This window comes from Pusillimonas sp. T2, assembly GCF_002236805.1.
GTDB lineage: Bacteria > Pseudomonadota > Gammaproteobacteria > Burkholderiales > Burkholderiaceae_B > Neopusillimonas.
Genome location: NZ_NIQA01000003.1, coordinates 256921 through 280435, shown reverse-complemented (window position 1 = coordinate 280435; position 23515 = coordinate 256921). Strand labels below are relative to the sequence as shown.

General features: G+C 56.2%; 25 protein-coding genes and 1 tRNA gene. 11 read left to right on the top strand and 15 right to left on the bottom strand.

Features of this window, described 5'->3' with window-relative positions; translation table 11 throughout:
- Positions 1–4: 4 nt before the first annotated feature.
- The 3 genes from PuT2_RS07075 to soxC all read right to left on the bottom strand — a co-directional run bounded on the left by PuT2_RS07075 (position 5) and on the right by soxC (position 3872).
- Positions 5–1837 carry a murein L,D-transpeptidase gene (locus PuT2_RS07075; RefSeq protein ID WP_093970324.1) on the bottom strand — a complete coding sequence of 611 codons (1833 nt, stop codon included), beginning with the start codon at positions 1835–1837 and terminating at the stop codon, positions 5–7.
- Between the two features lie 93 nt (positions 1838–1930).
- Complete coding sequence (locus tag PuT2_RS07070; RefSeq protein WP_093970323.1) at positions 1931–2485, bottom strand: c-type cytochrome; 555 nt, start codon at positions 2483–2485, stop codon at positions 1931–1933.
- On the bottom strand, positions 2469–3872 hold the full coding sequence (soxC, locus tag PuT2_RS07065) for a sulfite dehydrogenase (RefSeq protein WP_093970322.1): 1404 nt from the start codon (positions 3870–3872) through the stop codon (positions 2469–2471). The genes PuT2_RS07070 and soxC overlap by 17 nt, the downstream gene beginning before the upstream one ends.
- 200 nt (positions 3873–4072) lie before the next feature.
- Between soxC and PuT2_RS07060 the strand changes: the two genes are divergently transcribed.
- Together PuT2_RS07060 and PuT2_RS07055 are read left to right on the top strand one after the other, a co-directional pair.
- Complete coding sequence (locus PuT2_RS07060; protein WP_093970321.1) at positions 4073–4459, top strand: hypothetical protein; 387 nt, start codon at positions 4073–4075, stop codon at positions 4457–4459.
- The gene (locus PuT2_RS07055) at positions 4452–4946 is read left to right on the top strand and encodes a flagellar protein FlhE (protein ID WP_093970320.1); all 495 of its coding nucleotides are present in this window, start codon (positions 4452–4454) and stop codon (positions 4944–4946) included. The genes PuT2_RS07060 and PuT2_RS07055 overlap by 8 nt, the downstream gene beginning before the upstream one ends.
- A gap of 46 nt (positions 4947–4992) precedes the next feature.
- Here the strand turns inward: PuT2_RS07055 and PuT2_RS07050 are convergent, their stop codons facing one another.
- The 7 genes from PuT2_RS07050 to PuT2_RS07020 all read right to left on the bottom strand — a co-directional run bounded on the left by PuT2_RS07050 (position 4993) and on the right by PuT2_RS07020 (position 10363).
- Positions 4993–5991, bottom strand: a complete 999-nt coding sequence (locus tag PuT2_RS07050; RefSeq protein ID WP_216820805.1) for an OmpA family protein — start codon at positions 5989–5991, stop codon at positions 4993–4995.
- Entirely contained in the window at positions 5991–6845 is an 855-nt protein-coding gene (locus tag PuT2_RS07045) for a motility protein A (protein ID WP_093970319.1), read from the bottom strand. Before PuT2_RS07045 ends, PuT2_RS07050 begins: the two co-directional genes overlap by 1 nt.
- Positions 6846–6900: 55 nt before the next feature.
- Positions 6901–8667 (bottom strand): Na/Pi cotransporter family protein, encoded by a 1767-nt coding sequence (locus tag PuT2_RS07040; protein WP_093970318.1) that lies wholly within the window; start codon positions 8665–8667, stop codon positions 6901–6903.
- Positions 8668–8766: 99 nt separating this feature from the next.
- On the bottom strand, positions 8767–9063 hold the full coding sequence (locus PuT2_RS07035) for a HigA family addiction module antitoxin (protein WP_173862517.1): 297 nt from the start codon (positions 9061–9063) through the stop codon (positions 8767–8769).
- Between the two features lie 177 nt (positions 9064–9240).
- Positions 9241–9465, bottom strand: coding sequence for a hypothetical protein (locus PuT2_RS07030; RefSeq protein ID WP_093970317.1), 225 nt, complete (start codon positions 9463–9465; stop codon positions 9241–9243).
- Positions 9466–9762: 297 nt separating this feature from the next.
- On the bottom strand, positions 9763–10041 hold the full coding sequence (locus tag PuT2_RS07025) for a helix-turn-helix transcriptional regulator (RefSeq protein WP_093970316.1): 279 nt from the start codon (positions 10039–10041) through the stop codon (positions 9763–9765).
- Positions 10034–10363 carry a type II toxin-antitoxin system RelE/ParE family toxin gene (locus PuT2_RS07020; RefSeq protein ID WP_093970315.1) on the bottom strand — a complete coding sequence of 110 codons (330 nt, stop codon included), beginning with the start codon at positions 10361–10363 and terminating at the stop codon, positions 10034–10036. The genes PuT2_RS07025 and PuT2_RS07020 overlap by 8 nt, the downstream gene beginning before the upstream one ends.
- 414 nt (positions 10364–10777) lie before the next feature.
- Here PuT2_RS07020 and PuT2_RS07015 point away from each other — a divergent pair, with 414 nt between their 5' ends.
- Positions 10778–12313 (top strand): flagellin, encoded by a 1536-nt coding sequence (locus PuT2_RS07015; RefSeq protein WP_093970314.1) that lies wholly within the window; start codon positions 10778–10780, stop codon positions 12311–12313.
- Positions 12314–12563: 250 nt separating this feature from the next.
- On the opposite strand, the gene PuT2_RS07010 is transcribed toward PuT2_RS07015, so the two are convergent.
- The gene (locus tag PuT2_RS07010; protein WP_093970313.1) at positions 12564–14171 is read right to left on the bottom strand and encodes a methyltransferase regulatory domain-containing protein; all 1608 of its coding nucleotides are present in this window, start codon (positions 14169–14171) and stop codon (positions 12564–12566) included.
- Positions 14172–14419: 248 nt separating this feature from the next.
- Here PuT2_RS07010 and PuT2_RS07005 point away from each other — a divergent pair, with 248 nt between their 5' ends.
- Positions 14420–14770 carry a hypothetical protein gene (locus PuT2_RS07005; protein WP_093970312.1) on the top strand — a complete coding sequence of 117 codons (351 nt, stop codon included), beginning with the start codon at positions 14420–14422 and terminating at the stop codon, positions 14768–14770.
- Positions 14771–14839: 69 nt separating this feature from the next.
- On the opposite strand, the gene PuT2_RS07000 is transcribed toward PuT2_RS07005, so the two are convergent.
- From PuT2_RS07000 to PuT2_RS15815, 3 genes are all read right to left on the bottom strand, one after another.
- A complete protein-coding gene (locus tag PuT2_RS07000) occupies positions 14840–15130 on the bottom strand; it encodes a hypothetical protein (protein WP_093970311.1) in 291 nt (96 codons plus the stop codon).
- Between the two features lie 148 nt (positions 15131–15278).
- Positions 15279–15357, bottom strand: a tRNA-Ile gene (locus tag PuT2_RS06995).
- A gap of 50 nt (positions 15358–15407) precedes the next feature.
- A complete protein-coding gene (locus PuT2_RS15815; RefSeq protein ID WP_158214020.1) occupies positions 15408–15548 on the bottom strand; it encodes a hypothetical protein in 141 nt (46 codons plus the stop codon).
- Between the two features lie 147 nt (positions 15549–15695).
- Here PuT2_RS15815 and PuT2_RS06990 point away from each other — a divergent pair, with 147 nt between their 5' ends.
- Together PuT2_RS06990 and PuT2_RS06985 are read left to right on the top strand one after the other, a co-directional pair.
- The gene (locus PuT2_RS06990; RefSeq protein WP_173862516.1) at positions 15696–16280 is read left to right on the top strand and encodes a hypothetical protein; all 585 of its coding nucleotides are present in this window, start codon (positions 15696–15698) and stop codon (positions 16278–16280) included.
- A gap of 189 nt (positions 16281–16469) precedes the next feature.
- Positions 16470–17765, top strand: coding sequence for an aspartate carbamoyltransferase (locus tag PuT2_RS06985; protein ID WP_093970310.1), 1296 nt, complete (start codon positions 16470–16472; stop codon positions 17763–17765).
- Between the two features lie 74 nt (positions 17766–17839).
- Here PuT2_RS06985 and PuT2_RS06980 read toward each other — a convergent pair whose 3' ends face one another.
- Positions 17840–18742, bottom strand: a complete 903-nt coding sequence (locus PuT2_RS06980; RefSeq protein WP_093970309.1) for a recombination-associated protein RdgC — start codon at positions 18740–18742, stop codon at positions 17840–17842.
- A gap of 191 nt (positions 18743–18933) precedes the next feature.
- On the opposite strand from PuT2_RS06980, the gene recA reads away from it, so the two are divergent.
- The 5 genes from recA to sucD all read left to right on the top strand — a co-directional run bounded on the left by recA (position 18934) and on the right by sucD (position 23414).
- Positions 18934–20031: a recombinase RecA gene (gene recA, locus PuT2_RS06975; RefSeq protein WP_254046963.1), complete on the top strand. Its 1098-nt coding sequence runs from the start codon at positions 18934–18936 to the stop codon at positions 20029–20031.
- Between the two features lie 25 nt (positions 20032–20056).
- On the top strand, positions 20057–20587 hold the full coding sequence (recX, locus tag PuT2_RS06970) for a recombination regulator RecX (protein ID WP_093970308.1): 531 nt from the start codon (positions 20057–20059) through the stop codon (positions 20585–20587).
- Between the two features lie 75 nt (positions 20588–20662).
- On the top strand, positions 20663–21295 hold the full coding sequence (locus tag PuT2_RS06965; protein WP_093970307.1) for a DUF2889 domain-containing protein: 633 nt from the start codon (positions 20663–20665) through the stop codon (positions 21293–21295).
- Positions 21296–21350: 55 nt separating this feature from the next.
- Positions 21351–22511: an ADP-forming succinate--CoA ligase subunit beta gene (sucC, locus tag PuT2_RS06960; protein WP_093970306.1), complete on the top strand. Its 1161-nt coding sequence runs from the start codon at positions 21351–21353 to the stop codon at positions 22509–22511.
- Between the two features lie 21 nt (positions 22512–22532).
- Positions 22533–23414 (top strand): succinate--CoA ligase subunit alpha, encoded by an 882-nt coding sequence (gene sucD, locus PuT2_RS06955; RefSeq protein ID WP_093970305.1) that lies wholly within the window; start codon positions 22533–22535, stop codon positions 23412–23414.
- The last annotated feature ends 101 nt before the right edge of the window (positions 23415–23515 follow it).

Here is a 23515-nt window from a genome sequence, read left to right as displayed (position 1 = left end):
ATTTTTACCCCATTTTCAGTGCTTTTGCCAGCGTCTTGTCGTGTCCGTAAAGATCGTCATAAAAATAGACCGTGCCGTCAAGCACGACGACAGTACTGTAGGCCAGCACCACAGGAATGGGAGCAGCCAGCCGGATGGTTTGCGATTTTCCGGCGGTCATGGCTGCTTCTATGCGCGATTGCGTCCATTGGGGCTCATTTTTAAGCACAAACTGCGCCAGCGCCACCGGGGCTTCGACACGAATACAGCCGTGGCTGAAATCGCGTCGGCTACGTTCAAATAATTGCGGCGATGGCGTGTGATGCAGATAGATGTTGGTGTTATTGGGGAAGATGAACTTGATGTCGCCCAGTGCATTTTGCGGGCCAGGGCGCTGTCGAATGCGCGCAGCGCCTTTTTGCACGGCTTCGAGGTTGGCCGGCGTAAGCTGGGTAGATACAGAACCGTCTTTCAAGACAAACTCAAAACCCTGGCGGTCGAAATAGGCTGGGTCGCGACGCAGGCGCGGCAGTGTTTCGCCACGCGCAATCGACGGCGGTATGTTCCAGTACGGGCTGAATTCAATAAACCGCATGTTCTCGTCGAACAGCGGGGTACTGGTGTCAAGGGCGCGACCCACGATGACGCGCATTTGCAAGCTGATATCGATATTGCCGTCCGGCATGACGTCGTACGCGCGCAGCATGAATTCGGGGATGTTGACCACGATCATGCGTGGCGCGCTGACCAGCGGTGTCCAGCGCAGTCGTTCTAGCGTCAGCGCCATTTGTTTGACGCGTTGGGCGGGTGTGACGTTAAGCTGGGCCAATGTTGCCGGCCCAATGATGCCGTCTTCAGTCAGGCCATGACGCTTCTGAAAGGCTTTGACCCCGGCTGCAAGCGCAGCGTCGTATAAAGCGGGTGTATTTGGGCTGGTGGTTGTCGGGCCCGAGCCTGGCAACGCGTTGGAGGCCGACGCGTTACTTATGGCTTGAGGCGCTTGCGCTGCGGCGGTGTTGCTCGCAGGCATGTCGCCCAGTATCGTTAAACGTTGGGCCAATAGCGGGGCGCCGGCCCAAGGTTGGCCGACTTCGAGTTTGCGCCCTGGCAGCGCCGGCAGTGGGCTGGCCCAGGCCGGGTTACTTTCCAACTGGCGATACTGGGCCATGGCCTTGACGACGGCATCGTACATGGGTACGCGTGGGCGGGCGTCGTGCAACGCTTTGGCCACCGCGTTGTTTTGCAAGGCACTAAATAAATACTGCCGGGCATCAAAAGCGGGTTTTGGGGGGATGTCGAATTTTTGGTGTACCTGGTGCGGGTCGACCCGGCCGTCGCGCAGGTCGCTTAAATACTGCACCAGGTTCTGGTTTAGCCGGGCATTCAGGTCGGTGCGTTGCTGCGGCGTGGCCAGCGGTGCATCGGGCTGGGCCAGGCGCGCAAATTGCTCGATAAGCGTGGTTGCTTCGTAGGCTTGAGGGTTAAGCCCTTGGGTATCGGCTGCAGCCAATACCTGCAGCGCCTCGGCCACTTGTGGGTGCGGCCGGCCGTCGGCGGTAAACCAGACGGGGTCGGCGCTGATGGTTAACGATGCACTGGGGGCCGGTACGGCGCTTTGGGTGTTTGACACCGGTGTCGTCGTTAGGTCGGCTTGCGCGCGGGCTACGTTTGGCGCAGTGGCCTGGGCGCTTGTCTGGCCCGGTAGGGCTGCAGCTACCAGCAGTGCAATACAACAGGCGGCAAGCTGGCTTCTGCACAGACCGGCACGAAGCCAGTTGTGGCTGGTACTAAAAAACGAGGGTTGTTGTGTGTCGGCGTGTTTGGCCGAGGGTGAGGCTGATGTATTGAGTTTGGCCATAACGACTTTGGGCTTGTAACAAGATGATGACCATAGTGCCATGGTTCATCGGCCCATCACAAGCCCGTTCGCCGCCCATTTGCAAGGGTGTTGTTAACGCCCCGCAGGTTTGAAGCCGTTTTTGTTGGGCATGTCGACCTTGGCCAAGTTGTCTTGGTTCAGTTCGGCGTTGGCATCGACAATATTTGCCTTGTGCAAAATGTAGGCCGATACGGCGTAGACGTCGTCGTTGCTTAAGCTGCCGGGTTGGGTAAAGGGCATTGACCGTTTGATATAGTCGAACAGGGTGGTGGCGTAGGGCCAGTAGCTTTCGACGGTTTTAACGGGCGCCTTGGTGGGGTCGTTATTGACCAGTGTGCCGCGCCCCCCGGTCAGGCGGTCGCCAATCCCGCCTTCAAGGTTCGCGCCATGACAGGCCAGGCAGTGCTGGGTGTACACCTTTTCGCCTTGCATGACGGTACCCGACCCTTTGGGCAAGCCACGCCCGTCGGGCAGCGGCGAGACAAACTGTGATAGCTCTTCGGGGGTGGCTGTGTGGCCAAAGCCAAACTTCTTGCCGTGATTGTCGGCCATGGCGCCACCGGCAAGGCCAAGTGCCAGCGCGATGCCGCCGACCCCACCCAGTACATATTTAGTAGTGATGGACATTTGACACCTCCCCCGTAGCGGCGACTTTCCAGCTCTGGATGCCGTTCAGATGGTAAATGGACGCCAGCGGCCCGTTGGTGCCGCGCTGGGCAACCAGGTCTTTGATGGTGGGTTGTACGTAGCCGGTTTCGTCGGTGCAGCGGCTTTGCAAAATAGCTTCTTTGCCGTCCCATTCCCAGGGGATGGAAAAGCGCGTGTGACACATGGGCAAAATTGGCCCGTGCAGTTTGGCTTCGTGCCAGGTCTTGCCGCCATCAACTGAGACCTCGACTTTTTTGACCAGGCCTTTGCCCGACCACGCCAGGCCTGTGATTTCGTAGAACCCCGGGCGTTGAAGCAGCATTTCGCCGGACGGGTAGGTGATGACCGATTTGGCCTCCATGACAAACGAGAATTGCAGTGCACTGCCATCGGGCATCAGGTCGGTGTATTTTGAGGTCTCTTCACGCGTCATGAACGGGGTGTCGGAGATTTCGATACGCCGTAGCCATTTGATGCACATATTGCCCTCGTAGCCAGGAACAACCAGCCGCAACGGGTAGCCTTGTTCCGGGCGTATGGCTTCGCCATTCTGGCCGTAGGCCAGGAAGCAGTCGGCCATGGCCTTTTCAAGCGGGATACTGCGCGTCATGACGGCGGCATCGCCCCCTTCGGCCAGCAGCCACTTGGCACCGGATTTGACGCCTACTTCGTTAAGCAAGGTCGACAGCGGAACTCCGGTCCATTCGGACGTGGACGTCAGCCCGTGAGTGCCCTGAACCGTTTTGAGTGTGGGCTTGATCCACTCGGTCAGGCCATTGCCGGAGCATTCAAGAAAGCAGATGCGCGACATAAACGGGAAGCGCCGGATGTCTTGCATGTTGAATTTCTTGGCCTCGTCGACCATGCCGTGGACATACAGCATGTGTTTGGTGGGGTCGATGGTGGCGATACCGCCGTGGTGCCTTTCGTAGTGCAGGCCCGAGGGGGTGATGATGCCCTGACTCTTTTCAAGCGGCGTCATGCTCCAGGAGGATTCGGTAGTTTTGGTACCGAAGCGCCAGCGCACTTCGGTTTCAAACTGCGACCGGAAGCCATAGCCGCCATCGTCTACGCCAACGCCTACGCCTTGCGCTTTGGTCGGGTCGGGAAAGACGGTGCGTTCGATGGCGCCGGGGGGAGCCTTGGCCTGGGCTGCCCCTGTTTTGGCCAGCGCGGCTGCGCCCAGCGCGGCAACACTGCCCAATAAAAAACGCCGTCGCTGTCGGGCAGGATCGGCGTCGCCATGGTAATAGGGAGATTCGGGGTTGCGTCTTTCGTTCTCAAGAAAGAGCGCTTCTTGAGTTTGTAGCTTCTGATGCAAGGCTGTGGTGCCCGCAGGAAGCTCGGGTAAAGGTCTTGTTTTCATATGTGCACTCCGTTTGCTGGTATTGCAAGGTGTTGCGATCACTGAAAAACCACCGCTATTGCTGTTTACAATAGGGCTCAGGTATTTACACCCTGACGGCCAGCATAGGCCTACGGTACCCGGGCGTCAACGGTCAAACGGGTAGGTCAGCCGTAACAATCGCAAAACCCGTCGCAAACGCAAACCTTTAGGAAGCTTCAATGACTGTAGATTTCACGAACCCCGGCAACACTTTGCAGCCCGGTAACGGCAGTAACCCTGAAAAGGTTGCGTCACTTAAAACGATCACCACGGTCATTTATGCGTTGCAGGCACTGTCTTTTTTTGTGGGCATTACCAGTCTGGTAGCCATCATCATTAATTACGTCAAGTTGTCCGACACCAAGGGCACCTGGCTCGAGTCGCACTTCAGGTGGCAAATTCGTACGTTCTGGTATGGCATTTTGTGGTGTGTCGTGGGCTTTTTGCTCACGTTTGTGCTTGTCGGGTACTTGGTGTTGGCGGGCGTAGTCGTCTGGTTTATTTACCGTATTGTTAAGGGCTGGTTGCGCCTGGCCGACAATAAGCCGATGTATACCGATGCCTGATGGTCATGACGTAGGCTCGCGGCGTATCTTTGCCGCGTCGCTGATAGGGTTTATGCTTGCCGTGGCGGCAGGCAATGTGTCTGCGCAGGGTGATCAGGTCTGGTCACAAGAAGCCGTGAGCCCGGCCATTAACCAAAAAGGGTTGTCGGTAACGCAAACCTTTTCCGCGCCCCAGCCTGTGCACCCGCAGGCTGTCATTACGTCGGTTCGGGTGCAGCGTCAAACGCGTACGTTAGGGCAACTGGGCAGTGTGCTGTGTACAGCGCCGGGCGCTGGCCGTTGCGTCGTACTGTTTGGCAGCTATACCTCAACTCAGGCCTTTAACGGCTTGCCGGCTGATCAGACGTTTTACTTAACGCACACCCTGGTGGGTCATGGGCCGCAAACGCCTCCGGCATTTGTCAGGTCGGGGTTGAGCGTTTGGTATTCGGTCGGCCCGAGCTTGCAAGGTCAGCGCGGAAAATCTGCAACCCCAGACACCCCTTAGCTGCGCAGGCCTGCTGGCCAATTCATGCAGGCTTCGCGGCCAGCCCTCATTCTTCTACTGTTTCCATCAGCAACTCAACACGTCGGTTAAGCGCCCGGTTTTCGGGGGTATCGTTGGTAGCCAGGGGCTTGGTGTCGGCATAGCCGATAGCGCGCAGTCGTGTGCTGGCAATGCCGTTGGCCTCGAAGTAGCGCACCACGCTGCCGGCCCGGGCGCTGGACAGCTCCCAGTTTGACGGAAAACGGGCGCTGCGTATCGGAATCGCGTCGGTGTGGCCCTCGATGGTGACCTTGTGAGGGCTCTCTTTAAGCACTTTGATCAGGCGTTGTAAAACGGCCAGGCCGTCGCGGCTGAGTTCGGCTTGGCCGGAACTGAACAAAATTTCACTATTAATACGGAAGCTGACGGATTTTTCGTTGATGACGACATCAATGTCACTGCCCAGATCGGCCAGGTTCAGGCCTTTAAGTGGGTCGGGGCGAGTGCCGTCGTCGGCCGAGGGTTGCAGTGGTAGGGGGCTTGAGCCGCCGGCTTGCGCGACGGGCGCTTTACCTGCTGTCGACGCAGCGGTGTCTGGCGATGGCGTGCTGCGTTCACGCGCAAAAATGCCCAAGTTGCCCGGCATGATGCCTTCGCGGACATTAACGCCTTCACCCTTGCCGGCCAGCATAAGCATGACCAGCATGAACACCAGCAATAGGGTGATGGTGTCCAGGTAAGTGATCAGCCAGCTGTCTGTTTCTTCCTCAGACTGTGGTTCAAAGTACCATTTGTCGAAGCGCTGGGGGTTGGCGACGGCAGGTGCCGTTTGTGCTGCTTGTGCGGCCGCCATGGCGCCGGCCGTTGCCGGGGCGCGTAAGTTTGGCGACAGGCCTGCCCTGGGGCCATAAGGCGAAGCACCGGTAGACATGTATGAGCCGGGCTCGGCGGTGGGCGGACCGTTGGCTACGCCGTAAGACCCTGCCGCCTGCTGGCGCTGAAACTCGCGTCGCCGCAGTTTGGCGATTTCTTCCAGGGTAAGGTTGCTGGTGCTGCGCGGCGGCATTACGACCCCGCCTGGCTTACCGGCTGGTTGTCTTCAGCCTTGTCGGCGGCTTTGTTGTGCTCGCCGAACAGACGACGGCTTTCGTCATCGTTCAGTTCGTCGTCGTACTCGGCCATGAAGGTATTCAGCGTTTCGCGCATGAAGGCAGGTCGACGTTTCTGGCTCATCATGGATATGCCCTGCATGACCATGTTCATCAGCGCTACGCGCTGTTCTGTACGGCGCTCGAGCTTGACGGCGACGGGCTTGAAAATCAGGTTGGCAAGCAAAATGCCATAGAAGGTTGTCATGAGCGCCAGCGACATTTGCTGGCCGATAGACGCCATGTCGCCGTCGCCAATCATGAACATGAGGTTGACCAGGCCGATGAGCGTGCCGATCATGCCGAAGGCCGGGGCAAAGGCCGCCATGGTACGAAACAATTGCGCTTCGGCGTGTTCTTTTGCGCGCAGGCGCGAGATGCGCCAGTGCATGAGCTTGATGATGTCTTCTTCAGGCGTATGGTCAATAATAAGTTGAACGCCGGTTTTCAGGAACGGGTTATGGACTTTTTCCAGGGCCTGTTCTACTTGGCGGATATTGCCGGACATCCATAGTTTGGAGATAGCGACCAGCTCTTCGATGTCGTCTTGGGTGTACAGGCGTTCGTTGCGCATGACGGTGCCGATCAGACCGAAGATGCGAACGACTTCGCGCAGCGGGTAACTGATGAACGTAGCGGCCAGCGTGCCAATAAGCACAACGCCCAGGCCGGGCAGGTCGATGAACAGGCTCGGGTCGTCGGCCGAGAAGAACAACACAACCCCCAGCAACAGAATGCTGGCGACGATGCCGATAAGGGTAGACGGATTCATGCGCGGCTTTTAAATAAATGTACTTACCGGGTTAACGACGGTTGTGCGGCAGAATTTAACGTTGCAGTGTTTCAGTTTTGGGTGGGGCCTCGCCGCTTTCCGGCGAAAGGGGCGGTGCGTCGTTGTTGTTTGCAGTGGGCTCGGACGCCGGTTGTTGTTCGTCTGCCGCGGGTTCAGCGCTTGCATGGTCTTGCATCTCGGCGGCTTGACGCTCTTCAATAACCGGTTCGGCAACCGGATGCCCGTTGACCCGGCTTTCGGTCAGGTAGTGGCACACGCGCCATATATGGTGTCCGCTGCGCTCAAGCCAGCGGATGGCGTCGGTGGTGTGCAGCAACTGGGCCGCAGCGGTATGGTTGCGCCCATTACCTTGAAGGATGTCGTGCCGCAACTGACGCGACAGGCCTTCCAGGGTGCCCGCCTCACGGCCGATTTCTTCGATGGTGTCTTGGGTGGCTTCGCGCTGCGTGCTGGCAAGGGCCAGTTCCAGCATGCGCAGGTTGTGGTTAAGCGCCCATTGGTAGTCGGGGCCGGCAAAGTCAATGGGTTGTGTGGTCAACTCGAACAGGCGCTGTCGAAAGCGGATGAGATGGTCGGCCGCATGCAATTGCGCAATACGTTGCCCTGCCAGTTTGTTCTGGTCGCTTTCAAGGGGCACACGGCTGATGAAGTCGTAAGCCCGGTCAAGCGCAACCCGTGTGTGATCGAGCAGTGTGACGTCGATGGCCGTACCGGGCTGTTTGCAAGCTTCTTCGTACGATGAAAACAGGAGCGTTGCGATTTTTTCCAGCGCGCGCTGCGACGCTTCTAATGCAACTTCGGGAACCCCCAGGGTACTGTTGTCGAGGTTGCCGGCAATCTCTTCTTCTTTTTCGGGCAGCAGGCGTTCTACAAACTTGGCGAAGCGCGTGTTAAATGGCATGAACAGAACGACGCCCAGGCTAATGAACAGGGTGTGGAACATGACCAGGCCGATGGTGCCGGGTTCAATCTCGACGTTCTGGCTTAAAAACTTGGTGACGGCAAGCAGGCCTGGGAAGAGGACGATGGCGATGATGCCGGCAACTAGGTTGAAGAGGATGTTGGCGACGGCGGTGCGTTTGGCGGCAACAGTGGCACCAATGGTAACCAGGATGCCGGTAACCGTGGTGCCAATAGACGCGCCGATGACCAGCGCGCCGGCTTGTTCGAAGTTGATGGTTTGGGTGTACAGCGCGGTAAGGGTGGTGGCGATGGCGGCCGACGATGACTGCAGGATGATAGTAAGAATAAGGCCGAACAGCATGACGATGACGTGAGCCCAGAAACCGCCGGCCGGCAACGAGGCGAAGTCGACCAATGAAGAGAGTTCGCTCATGCTGTCTTGCAGGGTCGTAAGGCCCAGGAAGAGCATGCCGAAACCCGCAAGGGCGACGCCCAAGTCACGTACACGGCCGCGGCCCAGCAGTTTAAGCAGCGCGCCGATGCCGATGAGGGGCAGGGTGTAAAAGCCAAATTTGATTTTCAGGCCAATGACAGCGACGATCCAGCCGGTGGCGGTGTTGCCTAGGCTGGTACCGATGACGAAGCCGACGGCCTGGGTAAAGGTGATTAGCCCGGCACTGACAAACCCGATAATGGTGACGGTGGTGGCGCTGGATGATTGAACCAGTGCGGTGGTGAGGGTTCCCGAGAGGAAGGCTTTGAAGGGGGTGCCGGTAAAGCGGATGAGGGCGCTGCGCAGGGCGGGGCCGGCAAACGAGACCAAACCTTCGGACAACAGCATCATGCCGATAAGAAACAGGCCGATGCCACCGATAAATGGGAACAGGATGTCTGACATTGGGTTTTGGGGTACTTGGCGTTGTGTTGCGGGTAAGGGGGGAGTTTACCCGCCGAGGGGTGGGTTGTGCTTAACTGCGCCGCAGTGGCGCGTAGTGCTTTAGGCTGCCACCGGTGCAAGCCGGGTAATGTCGAGGTCTTGGCGTTTCGATTTTAGTTGCCACAAGTCGTATTCGGCTTGATGGGCCAGCCAGCTGGCTGCGCTTTTACCGAATGCCAACTCAAGGCGCACGGCCATTTCGGATGAAATTGCAGCTTTGCCGTTGACGATTTCGGACAATGTTTTGCGCGACACATGTAGGTGTTTGGCTGCCGCAGTGATCGAAAGCCCCATGGGTTCAAGCCATAAATCGTGTAGCAGCTCACCGGGGTGGGGTGGGTTGTGCATTGTGTTCATAGTCGGGTTTGGTAAAACTTTTCCAGGCCCTTGTGCGCAAAAGTTTTAATCATGCGAAGTGTAACCCCTTGGGTGTCAAACAGCAAGACGTGCGGTGTTGTGCTTTTTGGGTGAGCTGATGCCGTTGCGCGGATGTCTTACTTTAGGGCTAAGGCCTGTCGCGGGGTAGTCGCAATATTACTTGGGTGGGGTTGGGTTGTTTTGCTTGAGCATGTCGAGAAGTTCGGCGTGGTAGCGGCGCTGGTCGGCGATGGCGGTGTTCAATATGCTGTGCAACCGCTCGTAGTCGTCGATCATGTGCTCGTTCATGCCGGAGTCTTCGAAGGCGTCGAGCAGTTTTAGGGTGTTGCGGATGACAGTTTGCAGTTCGTCAATGAGCTTGCGGTAATCGGATTCTTGCATGAGGTGTATTTGTATTGGCTTTGGGTGATGTTAGCGCATGCCGATGCGGGGTGTGGTACCGGGCGGGCATCGCGCGGCCCCTGCGGGGCTGCCCGGCGTCCGAACCTTGGCTGTGGCGGGCGCGGAACTCGCGAGATCGACCAGCCCCCAGCTGGTCGAAAGCGCTTCGCTCGAACAGCCGCGCCCTTGCACCCACGTCCAAGGCCCGGCCGCCGGCACGCTCAAAGCCCGCCCGGTACCACACCCCGCATCGGCTTGGGCAGTTAGCTCAGCTCAAAGATCCGAGTGGGCTGCGCCTCAAGGCGCCACAAGTTTGATTACCGTGCGAGACCCGGTGGCCTCGGCGTAGCGTGCAAGCGTGCGCAATGAGGGGAGGCTTCGGCCGCTTTCTAGTCTGGCGATTGTTGATTGGGTTGTGCTCATACGCCGCGCGATCTCAGTTTGCGTCAGGCCGGCCCGGACACGCGCAGCGATGAGCTCGCGAGCAATCGCGAACTCGGGGGCCTGGGCATCGTACTCTGCCCTTGTTTGTCGGTTCGAGAGCAGCCGGTTTTTTAATGTGCTTAAGTCAGCCATGATGAAGGCTCTGCAGTCGTTTCTGGGCGATGGCCATGTTTTTTTGTGGTGTCTTTTGTGTTTTCTTGATAAACACATGCGGTATGGTGAGTGTTTTTTCGCCGCTTGCTACATATATTGCCCGCGCAATGCCATCTCGACCGGTAATGCGTATTTCCCATAGTTTGTCCTTTAAGTGGCGGATATGAGGTAACCCGACGTTATGTGGACCAAATGATTCCAGTAGCTCGCAGATATGAACGAACCGTGCTTGCATGTCGTTGGGAATGCGTAGTAGTTCGGCTTCCGCTGCAGGTAATAAAGTTACATGCCAAGGCGACATTTTATCTCATTTTTGCTATTAGATTGGGCTGTCGATGTGACTTGACTTTATAGATGTCGCTCAACTCGGGGTATTCGCAAATGTACGCGGGATGAAAATGGCTTGCGGTGTAGTCGGTGCACTGACTAGCCGGTTGCTGGCGCCTGCGAATGCTAACCACAACGCCCGCGTGACAATCCCCATTGCGTGAAAGCCGTACACCCAGGTTCACTCCTGACCCGCTAGGGCGCAAAAACCAAAAATTTTTAAGCACACACCCTAAAGTTCATTTCCCACCCGTCGTTAATGCCTATGAACAGGAAGACTTTAGGGTTGGTTTCAGCTTAATACCGCAACAGCGGCACGCAGTATCAAGCTCTAATCTTCTTGGCAACCGGGCGAATCTCTCGCCAATTACACTACCAGGAGTTACTCATGTCAGTAATCAACACCAACTATCTGTCACTGGTTGCCCAAAACAACCTGCAGAAGTCGCAATCGGCTCTGGGCACAGCCATTGAGCGTCTGTCGTCCGGTCTGCGTATTAACAGCGCTAAAGACGACGCCGCCGGCCAAGCTATTGCCAACCGTATGGGCGCTCAGATCAACGGTCTGAACCAAGCTGCTCGTAACGCTAACGACGGTATCTCTGCCGCCCAAACAACTGAAGGCGCGTTGAACCAGATCAACGACAACCTGCAGCGCATTCGTGTTTTGACCGTTCAGGCGGCCAACGGCACAAACAGTCAAGACGACTTGACTTCCATTCAAAACGAAATTGGTCAACGTTTGGAAGAAATCAATCGCGTTTCTAGTCAAACCGAATTCAACGGTGTAAAAGTTTTGCAAGAAGATAGCTCCTTGCGAATCCAGGTTGGCGCGAATGATAGCGAAGTCATTAACATTGACCTGCAAAAAATTGACGCAACCACCTTGGGTTTGAATAAATTCACAGTAAGCGGTGATAAGGCGGCGACTATTGAAGATATGAGAGGTTTCGGTGCTGCCGGAACATCAAACTTCACGGTAGATGTTTATGATGATGCTGGCGCTGTCGTTGGTACCGCCGCAAAGGTAGATATCGTTAATGGCTCGGTCACATCCGATGGTACAACGCCCTTGTACGTAAGCCAAACAACGGGACGTATTACAACTGAAGCGACTAATACGGCTGTTGCTAGTGCTGTGGCCTCCACACAAGCTGACGAATTTGCGACGTCATTTGCAACGAAAAACCAGGGTGACACGGCGACGATTGGCGGCGTCACTTGGACGCGTGAAACTGCAGGTGCAGATGCTGATGGTAATGGCACTTACACTGCGACTCTTGAAGGGCAAGTAGTTAAGGTTACTATCGCCGACGCTGACACCACAGCCACGCTTAATGTCAGTCAAGGTAATCTTTTCATGGATGAAGCCACATTTGCTGCAGGCACTACCAAATTCACTACCTATGGCACCAATGAAGCAGCCCGTGAGGTAGATTTGAAAGCCGCAGGGGCCGCATATACTGGATCGACATTGACCTTGGGAGCTGATGAGTTTGCGGTTGATACCGGCGGAGTAATTACAGCAACTACAATCGATGCTGGCAGTTCCTTGAACGGTTCGGTTGATGTGGGCGACGTAATTTACGTTAAAAATGCTGGTCAGGCCAGTCAAAAGCTTATTTCTCAAGATGACGCTGTAGAAGCGTCTCGTAACCCTCTTGAGAAGCTTGATGCAGCCCTTGGCTTGGTTGATGCACTCCGCTCTGACCTCGGTGCGATTCAAAATCGTTTCGAATCGGCGATCACCAATCTGCAAACAACATCGAACAACCTGGCATCCGCTCAGTCGCGTATTCAAGACGCCGACTACTCGGTTGAAGTTGCGAACATGACTCGTGCGCAGATTCTGCAGCAGGCTGGTACTTCGGTTCTGGCTCAGGCTAACCAGATTCCTCAGGGCGTTCTGTCGCTCCTGCGTTAATCTAAGTTGGTTTTGCAGTAAGCAGTATGAAAACGGGGCTTCGGCCCCGTTTTTGCGTTAGTGCGGTGTATGAAGTTTCGGGTGAGTGCGGTGGGCGTGGCCGGTAAAAGCAAATCCACACGCTGCCGACCGGGCAACCGACCTAATTCACCAGGCTGCTATTGGCAACTTGCAACGCTGGGCCCTCAATGTGTTGAGCGCCCAAACCTTGCCGGCGGTTTTCAAGTAGTTAGTACCCGTTTAATTCCGATTAGTTTTTTGACAGCCAAACACCTTGGCGGCGCAGCAGGTCTTTCAGGCGTGACACCACTAGCAATGCTTTTGCGTCCAGGTTGCGTTGGCCCTTTAGGCTTTGGCCATTGGCATCGTTGACTTTGCCCCCCGTCCAGGCGTCGCGTAGGGCGCTGGCCCATTGGTTCTCTGTGCCGCCTTTCTCCATTTGCGTCAGCAAAAACTGCTCGGGTTCGTTGAATGTCGGGTTGATGACGCTGTGCCACAGGTTAAAGCGGCCTAGCGGCAGGTCGGTGTTTTCTTGCAGCAGGGCGGTCAGTTTGGCAAAGCCGGGGGTCAGGCTGGCCGATGTGGTCGGTTGGTCGTAGGGGCCAGGTTCCAGGCAATAACGCAGCATGCCTAGCTTGAACATGGTTTGCAGTGCTTTGAGCAGCGCGGCAGCCGTATCAGCCTGTGCCGCGGCTTTAATGGCTTCTGCATTGCAAAGATCATCGAATGACAGCGACCGTGGCCAAGCCTCTGACAAGGTACTGATCAAAGCAACGACCACCGTATCTTTGGTGGTGACGTTACGGCCGGCCTGGTTGGTGTAGGCCTGTGCGCCGGCGGGCGTGTTGTCGTTGTTGGCGTTTTGAAAAAAGCCGGCCCAGCGCAGGGCCTGAAGCTGGTCCAGGTTGGGCTCGCTGGCGACATTTTGGGCGTTCTCGGGTGCGGTCAGCAGGCTTTTACGGAAATTTCGACCCACAGCAAAGTCAAGATACTGTTGACGCAGGGCTTTGGGCTGGCCCAGCGCAATCATGCTGTGCGTAAGCTGTACGTTTTGTCCAAAGCTGGCCGACAGCTCGCTTTGCGGTTCGGCATCGCCCACATAGGCCAGGCCGTTTTGGTCGGCTACGTTAACGAACTCAACGAAATAGCAGGGCGTATTGAACGTTTCGAGGTATTCGTGGGTAATGTAGTAGTCTGAAAACCGCCGTAGCTGGTTGACCGCACCGCGTAGCGATGGGGCCAAGGGGTTCGAGACTGCCAGGCCGTCAGACAGCAAAGTCAGCATGGCTTTAGCACGCGACAGCTTGTCTTCATCGTTTTCGGAACCAAAGCTGTTCAGCATCATGGCGTCGCGCACAATGTCGCCCGCCTTCCAGCCTGGGTAGGTGTTGTAGCTGATGTAAGCCACGCCTTTGGGCGACAGGTTTTTTTTGCAGAGGCGCATTATGGCTTGCTGTACATCGTGCGGCACCCAACTAAAAACGCCATGCGCAATGATGTAATCAAACTGGCCGAAGTCTTTTGTGATGTCGGTCAGGCTCATTGCGTGCAGCGTCAGGTTTTTAACGTTTAGCTCGTTAATAACGCGTTGGCCTTGCGCAATTTGTGCCGATGACAGGTCGACGCCGACGACTTGTGCTTCGGGGTAGGCCAGGGCAAACGGCAATAAATTGCCGCCCGATGCGCAACCCAATTCAAGCACGCGCGCCTTTTCTACCGGGATGGTGTCAACGCCATATAAAAACGCCGATGCGCGAATGTGCGCGGGCGAGGCGTAGTAAAACGCATTAGACGTGTATTGCGACCGGTCGTAGTGGTCGGCAATTTGTTGGTTGACGTCTTCTGGCGGCATATTCATGGTGCACGGGCTCCGGTGTTAACTATGTGGTTAGCCCGTCAGCGTAGCAAAAACAGGGTGTTGGCAAATTGCCGATTAAGGCCAGAATTCAGGGGTGTTGCGGAATTTGCCGGTTCATTTGGGGCGCTTTGTTCGGCAGCCCCCTTGTTTATATTGTGCTATCTGGTGCTTCCCAAGCGTTGGACTCGGTCGAGCATCAACAAAAACTGTTGTAGGATGGCGCCAAACATTTGCAAGGGGAGTTGAGGGTGTACGAGTCGCGTATTGAGCAGGTGATTAGCAAGCGCCAGTTTGCAATTCGGATGCTCAAGCATCTGCTTTTGGCGCTTGCTTTCATACTGGTGTCGCTGCTGTGCAGCATGATGGGCTACATGTGGTTCGAGGACGGCGTGCATTGGCATGATGCGGCGCTGAACATGGCGATGATCGCAAGTGGCATAGGGCCGACTATGTTGCCCGCCACCGTGCAGGGCAAGATTTTTCTCGCCCTTTACAGTGCGTACATCAGTGTTGTGTTTGTTGCTGTTTTAGGTCTGGTGATGGCCCCGATCATGCACAGGATACTTCACGTGTTTCATCTTGATGATGACGAGGCCTGAGTACCGGAAATTCAAAATTTGCCTGCAACTAATGAGTAAGGCTTTGCCGGTATGTAAGCGGCTAAGGGGTTAGCGTACTAGCTTGACCTCAAACCAAGCTTCTGTCTCGCCCAGATCTCGTAGGCCATCGTTTCTTGCGCGCGATGCGGCAACCAGCCATTTCTTGGCCATTGCAATATCTTCGTCTGACATTTCGGTCTCGGATGTTTCTTCAGCTGTTTGCCAAGCGCGGTATGCTGCAATGACATTTTCCGGGCCACCCAAAGCGCGTTCAAGCGTTTTCTGAAATCTGTTCTGGGCGTCGTTAAGGGCGCGTTCTGGGATATCTGAAGGGGGGTCTTGAAGGGTAATGGTGTACATGGTTCAGTCTTGTAATTAACTGGTTAAATATACAGTATTTTTAGCATAAAAAAAACCCGCACGTGGCGGGCTAATTTTTTGCTTGCTAAGCGAACGAGCTTAAGCGAAGCGGCGATACTTAAAAATATTTCAAGAACCGCGTAGATATTGGTGGGCCCCCCGAGAGTCGAACTCGGCACCAACGGATTATGAGTCCGCTGCTCTAACCAGGCATGAGCTAGAGGCCCTTAAAAGGTTACGCACCAGCCGCTTACACCGCGGCTAATGTGTCAAATACTTAGTTACCCTGCACCAGTGCAGCGTGCTGGTTGATGCCTGCTGCGCCTTCCATGACGAAAAAGCCGAACAAGGCAACGAAAACCAGCGTAATGATTACCGTGACCAGGCCTGCGGAAAACTTGGGTTTGTCATTAGCCATGTGGGGCCTCCGTAAATTAGTGTTGATTGCGCAATGCATATTAAAGGCGGCATTATAACGACATATTTGCGACATCATCGTCGCAAAGCACGTAAAAACAGGCCTGCTAAAATCAGATATCAAATTTGAAGCAAAGGAAGGGGCATCATGAAAACAGTTCATCACGTCGGTCGTTTCTTGTTGCCGCTAGGGCTTTTGGCGCTGGCGGCTTGTCAAACCGTTCCTGTGGGGCAAGGTCAGCAGCAGGGCTCGGCTGCGCCTGCGCCGCAAGCCGCAACCGAACAGTCCAAACCGGCTGAAACGGTTCAGGCGACGCGTCAGGGTGCGCCCGTGGCTGTTTTCCTGGCCGACACCGAGAATCACGCGGGCTGGCGTGCAGTGCAAATTCAGGCCGGTACCATTTATCTCAACCCTCAGCCCATCATTACCCGCGACGACCTTGACGACGTTCGTGCCGGCACCAGTGCTCAGGGCGAAGGCTTGTTGGCATTGGGTCTGACCGAACTGGGTAAGAAGAAGGTAGAAGATATTACGGCGGCCAACCCAAATATGCGTCTGGCCCTTGTGGTGGGGCGGACGATGATGGCGGCGCCGGGCTACACGACAGCCGTTTCAACCAGTCAACTGGTGTTTGGCGTAGGTACCGAAGCCAACGCGACAGCAGCCGCGCGGGCCATTGCCGGCGTGCCCCCCGAGCCTGCCGCTACAGGTGGCGGCGCAGCTGGCAATTAATTGGTTGTATGCGGCGACGCAAATCGTAGGTTAAGCCACTCTGTTTTTCCGTCGTACCCATGCAAAATAACGCCCGCTCACCTTTTTAGGGAGCGGGCGTTGTTTTTTGTCAAAACTGCGTATATAAACCTCGTCTTTGCGCGTCGCGCAAAATAAAATATACGCACTGCGTACATTAAGAGGTTTCTCATGTCGGTCTCTCAACAAGTTTTTTTGCGCGATGCTATGCGCCGCCTCAATCTCACGCGTGACGTTTTTGCTGCGCGTATTGGCGTCAAGCGTCGCGCCCTCGACACATGGTTGCTCCCCGAGGGGTCGCAAGAAGCCCGCAATATGCCTGAAGTCGTGGGGCGGTTCGTTACCGAAATCGTTGAAAACGAATCGTTGCTGCAAAAGTATGCGCAAAGCGCGCAATCGGGCCCGCTGCGTCAACGTATTGCCGTTGACGGCAAGCACCAGTTGTTGTCCGTCGATCAGTTCTCACGCGAATCCGTTGAAGAGCTGTTCCGCATTGCGGACCTGATGCAGCCCATTGCGCGTCGGCAGAAGGTCTCGCGCGTGCTTGAAGGCGCAGTACTCGGCAACCTGTTCTTCGAAGCCAGTACGCGTACTCGCGTAAGTTTTGGTGCGGCGTTTTGTCGCCTGGGTGGGTCGGTGTGCGACACCACGGGTTTTACCTTTTCCTCGATGGCCAAGGGCGAGTCTATTTACGATACCAGCCGCGTACTTAGCGGCTATGTCGATGCCATGGTTATCCGCCACCCCGATCAGGGTTCGGTGGCTGAATTTGCCCGGGCGACGAATATCCCGGTGGTGAATGGTGGCGACGGCCCAGGCGAACACCCCAGTCAGGCCTTGCTTGACTTGTACACCATTCTGACTGAGTTCTCGCGCTTGGGTAAGTTGCTCGACGGCGCGCATATTGCCCTGGTGGGCGACCTGAAGTATGGCCGTACCGTGCACTCATTGATCAAGCTGCTGGCCTTGTACCGCGGCCTGAAATTTACTTTGGTGGCGCCCAAGGGCCTGGAAATGCCCGACTATATTCTTGAGCAGGTCGGCCGTCATGGTGGCCATGTGATCGAGCAAACGCATTCGTTGGAAGAGGGCCTGGTTGGGGCCGATGTGATCTATGCCACCCGCGTGCAAAAAGAGCGCTTTTCCGGCGAAGACTTGGAGGGCTACAGCGCCGACTTCCAGGTCAACAAAGCCATTGTCGACCAGTGTTGCGGCCCCGATGTCATTGTCATGCACCCCTTGCCGCGTGATAGCCGTGAAGGTGCCAATGACCTGAGCGTTGACCTGAATGATGATCCGCGACTGGCCATTTTCCGTCAAACCGACAACGGTATCCCTGTGCGGATGGCTATTTTTGCGGTGTTACTGGGGGTCGAGGGCTTGGTGCAGCATTCGTTGCGCGATGTGACCTGGAGCCCGCCGTCGCATATCGGGCCTGACGACAGTATTTTCCATGGGATTGATTAACCAGGTTGTGTTCCCCAAAAAAAATCCGGCGCAGGCAATTGCGCCGGATTTTTTTTACGGCTACCTGCGAGTTACTACCGAACGGCTTTCTCGCCGCCCAGCGCGTTGATGAGGTCGTCGAGCAATTTGGACAATTCGCCTGTCATAAGCGCAAAGTCGGTGTCGAAGGCGTCGGCGTCGTTGGCGCCGGTGACATCGGGGTTCTCTTTGATGACGTCGAGCGGGGCGACGCGCTTGATGTCGAGCCCGTCGGTGAGTACAAACGAGATGCGGTCGGCCCAGGTAAGCGCCAGGCGCGTACATTGCTTGCCATTCTCGACGTGTTTACGCACTTCGGCAGACTCGAGCGAGTGGCGCACATAGCGAACCGCTGCACCGCTTTCGCTGGTTGAGCGCAGTTCGGTGTCTTGGTCGATGCTGAAGCCGCCCGGGGCCTCGTCGTCGACCAACCAGCTTGTCATGGCTGAAGCAGGGGACATTTCGGTGTACAGCGGGCTAACGGGGAACGGGTCAAATACCTTGGCCAGCATGCCCAGGACTTCATCGCTTTTGGCGCTGGCCGCCGCGTCGATAACCAACCAATGGTTGCGGGTGTCGACCCAGACGCGGGTGTCGCGGTACACGCTGAACGCTTTGGGCAGCAGTTCTTCAGTGACCCGTTCTTTGATTTCTTTCATTTGTTTGCGGCCAGGCTTGTAGCCTTGCTGCTCTTCGATGTCTTGGGCGCGAGCGCGGGCCACCTGACTGACCACCGTGCTGGGCAACAGTTTTTTGTCGGCGCGCAGGCTGAACAGGAGTTGGCCGTTTAAGGCGTGGACCAGCCCCAGGCCTTCGGCCGGTGGTACCCAACCCAGGCTTTGCATGTCTTGGCTGCTGCCGGGGCGAAACGCCATTTTTTCAAGGGCTTCTTCGATGGCGTTAACCGAAAGCGACCAGGTGGGGGCAAGACGAAAGACTTTGAGATTTTTGAACCACATAGGGTAGCTGCCTGAACAAGAAGAAAGAAAGCGGGTGATTGTAAGGCCAAAAAAACCGGAATGATCCACCCGTAGATCTACCCGGGCGACACTCGGGTAGATGGCAATAAACCCATTGTACAGTTGTTTATCTGTATTTTTATACAGTATAATTTGATGCAATAATTCAATTTTTTCCCCAAGGAACCAGCATGGACGCTAAACAAAGCAAAACCGCTTCCGCAGAACGCGCCAAAGCGCTCTCGGCGGCCCTGTCGCAAATCGAAAAGCAGTTTGGTAAGGGCTCGGTAATGCGTTATGGCGACAACCAGGTCGAACACGACATCCAGGTGGTCTCTACAGGTTCGTTGGGGCTCGACATTGCTTTGGGCGTCGGTGGTTTGCCGCGTGGTCGCGTCGTCGAAATCTACGGCCCTGAATCCTCCGGTAAAACCACGCTTACGCTGCAAGTCATTGCCGAAATGCAAAAAATTGGCGGCACATGTGCGTTTATCGATGCCGAACACGCGCTCGACGTGCAGTATGCCTCGCGCCTTGGTGTCAATCTGTCCGACTTGCTTATTTCCCAGCCCGACACGGGTGAACAAGCCCTTGAAATCACCGACGCGCTGGTTCGCTCGGGCGGTGTCGATCTTATCGTTATCGACTCGGTCGCGGCGTTGGTGCCCAAAGCCGAAATCGAAGGCGACATGGGCGATTCTCTCCCCGGTTTGCAAGCCCGCCTCATGAGCCAGGCCTTGCGCAAACTGACGGCAAATATCAAGCGTGCCAACTGTATGGTTATTTTCATTAACCAAATCCGCATGAAAATCGGCGTCATGTTCGGCAACCCCGAAACCACCACCGGCGGTAATGCGCTCAAGTTCTACTCGTCCGTCCGCCTCGATATCCGCCGTATTGGCTCAATCAAAAAGGGCGACGAGGTCGTGGGTAACGAAACACGCGTCAAAGTCGTCAAAAACAAGGTGGCGCCGCCGTTCAAGCAGGCCGAATTCGACATCATGTACGGGGCGGGCATCTCGCGCGAGGGCGAAATCATCGACTTGGGCGTACAAGCAGGTATTGTCGACAAAGCCGGCGCCTGGTTCAGCTATAGCGGCACACGCATCGGTCAAGGTAAAGATAACGTGCGCGAATACCTGAAAGAGCACCCCGAAATGGCTTTCGAAATCGAAAACCGCGTGCGTGATCAAATGGGTATCGTGGCGCGAGCCCAAGCCAAGGCCTACGCCGAATCGGGTGACTCTCCTGCTCCCGGCGAAGACCTCGAAGGCAAGCCTGAAGACTAAGCAGCAGCCTTAGCGTTTACGTCTCATGGCCGGTTCCACCGACGACGACTTCGAGCAGCTTGCGCCCGACGCAGCGGACGGTCAGCGCCGGGGTTTTTCACGTACGGGGCCTTCGCTTAAGGCGCGGGCCATCGGCTATTTGTCGCGGCGCGAGCATTCCCGGGCCGAGCTCCAGCGCAAGCTTGCGCCGCATACCAACCCCGATGACCCCGACGAACTCACCCGCGTGCTCGACGAGCTCGAGCGTGAAAAATGGCAGTCCAATCAGCGTTTTGCGCAAAGTCTGGTGCATCGTCGGGCGCCCAAAAAGGGTGCGGCCGTGGTTGTTCAAGAACTGCGTCGTCATGGTGTGGCCGACGATGATGTCGCTGCCATCCACGACCAGCTCAGGGCTACCGAATACGATCGCGCCAAAGCAGTGTGGCTACGCAAGTTTGGCGCGCCGCCGGCCGACTCAAAAGAATATGCCCGTCAAATGCGTTTTTTGGCGTCGCGCGGGTTTTCACCCGCCATTTTGCGACAAATTCTGGGTGATCTCGACGACTTTCTCGAATAGCGCCCGGTTATGCCAAGCGCCGGGCAGTGCGTTATACTTGAAGAGTTTATCGCCCTAAAGCATTAACTCACTTTCATGCCTTTGCCACCATCATCTGTTGCTCGCGAGCACGTGCATACACGCTCAATGCGTGTCAACGCATACGCCCGAGACGACGGCCAGTGGGATCTCGAAGCCGAACTTATCGACGTTAAAGGTTACGATTTCCCCAAATCGGGTGGCACCATTCACAAGGCCGGGCAGCCTGTGCATCACATGCATCTTCGTCTCACCATCACCGAAGATTTCACCATCACCGATGCGGTTGCGGCCTACGATGCAGCCCCGTACAACGAATACTGTTCGTCCATCGCGCCCGACTACAAAGATATGGTCGGCATGAACCTGCTGCGTGGGTTTCGTCAGGCAGTCAAGGCGCGGTTCGCTCGTACCGAAGGCTGTACGCATTTATCCGAGTTGTCTTACATTTTGCCTACGGCGGCCGTTCAAACCATGGCCGGACGCCGTCGCAAGCAGGCTGAGTCCGATGCATCCCAGGCCGAACAGGGCGATAAGCCGGCCCGGCGTCCGTTTCATATAGAAGGGTGTCACGCCCTTCGGGTCGATAGCCCCATGACCCTGAAGTTTTATCCCCAGTGGTACGTCAAGCCCGGGTCCGATACCGAGCCCGGCACGACGGAGCCAGGGGGCGCAACCTCTGCCGGCTAGCCGGTGTCATCACAGGCAAGTTTTTTTCTTATTTTTACGTTCTGACAGGTAACAAATGAAAATTCACGAGTATCAAGGCAAGGAACTGCTGAAGAAATTTGGCGTTACAGTGCCGCGCGGGATTCCTGCTTTCTCCGTTGACGAAGCCGTTGCCGCTGCTGAAAAGCTCGGTGGCCCTGTGTGGGTCGTCAAGGCGCAAATTCACGCGGGTGGCCGCGGTAAGGGCGGCGGCGTCAAGCTGGCACGCTCGATCGACGAAGTTCGCCAATTGTCGTCCGAAATTCTGGGCATGCAGCTCGTTACGCACCAAACCGGCCCCGAAGGCCAAAAAGTGCGCCGCCTGCTCATTGAAGAAGGCGCCGACATCAAGAAAGAATACTACGTTGGTATCGTTACCGACCGTGGCACGCAGCGCGTTTGCGTCATGGCGTCCAGCGAAGGCGGTATGGACATCGAAGAAGTGGCCGAGCACAGCCCCGAGAAAATCCTCAAAGTGTTTGTCGACCCGAAAACTGGTCTGACCGACGCCGAGGCTGCTGAACTGGCCCGTGGTATTGGCGTGCCCGAGACATCGGTTGCCAAAGCTGCCGCCGAGTTCCAGAAGCTTTACAAAGCCTACTGGGATACCGACTCTTCGTTGGCCGAAATCAACCCGCTCATCCTGACCGGTTCGGGCGACATCATCGCGCTCGACGCCAAGTTCAACTTCGACTCCAACGCGTTGTTCCGCCACCCCGATATCGTGGCCTATCGCGACCTCGACGAAGAAGATCCCGCCGAAGTTGAAGCCAGCAAGTTCGACCTGGCCTATATCCAGCTCGACGGCAACATCGGCTGCCTGGTTAACGGCGCTGGTCTGGCCATGGCCACCATGGACACCATCAAGCTGTTTGGCGGCGAACCTGCCAACTTCCTCGACGTTGGTGGTGGTGCAACCGCCGAGAAAGTCACCGAAGCTTTCAAGATCATGCTCAAAAACGAAGGCGTCAAGGCCATCCTGGTCAACATCTTCGGTGGCATCATGCGCTGCGACGTTATCGCCGAAGGCGTTATTGCCGCATGCAAGGCCGTTAACCTCAATGTGCCGCTGGTCGTGCGCATGAAGGGTACCAACGAAGAGCTGGGCAAGAAGCTGCTGGCCGAGTCCGGTTTGCCCATCATTAGTGCTGACACCATGGCCGAAGCCGCGACCAAAGTCGTTGCCGCCACGAAATAAGAATTAGTCGAGGATTTGTAAATGTCGATCTTGATCAACAAAGACACAAAAGTCATTACCCAGGGTATGACCGGCAAAACCGGTCAGTTCCATACCCGCATGTGCCGCGAATACGCAAACGGCAAGAACGCGTTTGTGGCCGGTGTACACCCCAAGAAAGCCGGCGAGAACTTCGAAGGCGTGCCTATTTACGCTTCGGTCAAAGAAGCCAAAGCTGAAACCGGTGCAACCGTTTCGGTTATTTATGTACCCCCCGCAGGTGCAGCCGAAGCCATCTGGGAAGCCGTCGACGCCGACCTTGACCTGGTGATCTGCATTACCGAAGGTATCCCCGTACGCGACATGCTCGAACTGCGTAACCGCATGCGCGATCAGAACAAGACCTCTTTGGTTCTTGGCCCGAACTGCCCCGGCCTCATCACCCCCGACGAACTGAAAATCGGCATTATGCCCGGCCACATTTCGCGCAAGGGTCGTATTGGCGTGGTCAGCCGTTCCGGCACGCTGACCTACGAAGCGGTTGCACAGCTGACCGAACTCGGTCTGGGCCAGTCGACTGCCGTGGGTATTGGTGGTGACCCCATCAATGGTCTGAAGCACGTTGACGTTCTGAAAATGTTCAACGACGACCCCGACACCGATGCCGTCATCATGATCGGTGAAATCGGTGGCCCTGACGAAGTCAACGCTGCACTTTGGGCCAAAGACAACATGAAGAAACCTGTTGTCGGCTTTATTGCTGGTGTTACAGCCCCTCCCGGAAAGCGCATGGGTCACGCGGGCGCGCTCATTTCGGGCGGTGCCGACACGGCCGACGCTAAACTCGAAGTGATGGAAGCTTGCGGTATTCGTACCACGCGCGACCCCTCCGAAATGGGCAAGTTGCTCAAATCGGTGCTGTAATACCCGGCACTCCGGAAAAGGCTCGCTCCGGCGGGCCTTTTTTTGGTGGGTATATTTTCAAGGTTTTACTTTGCCCGCTTTGTCGGGTAATCAGGACGTCA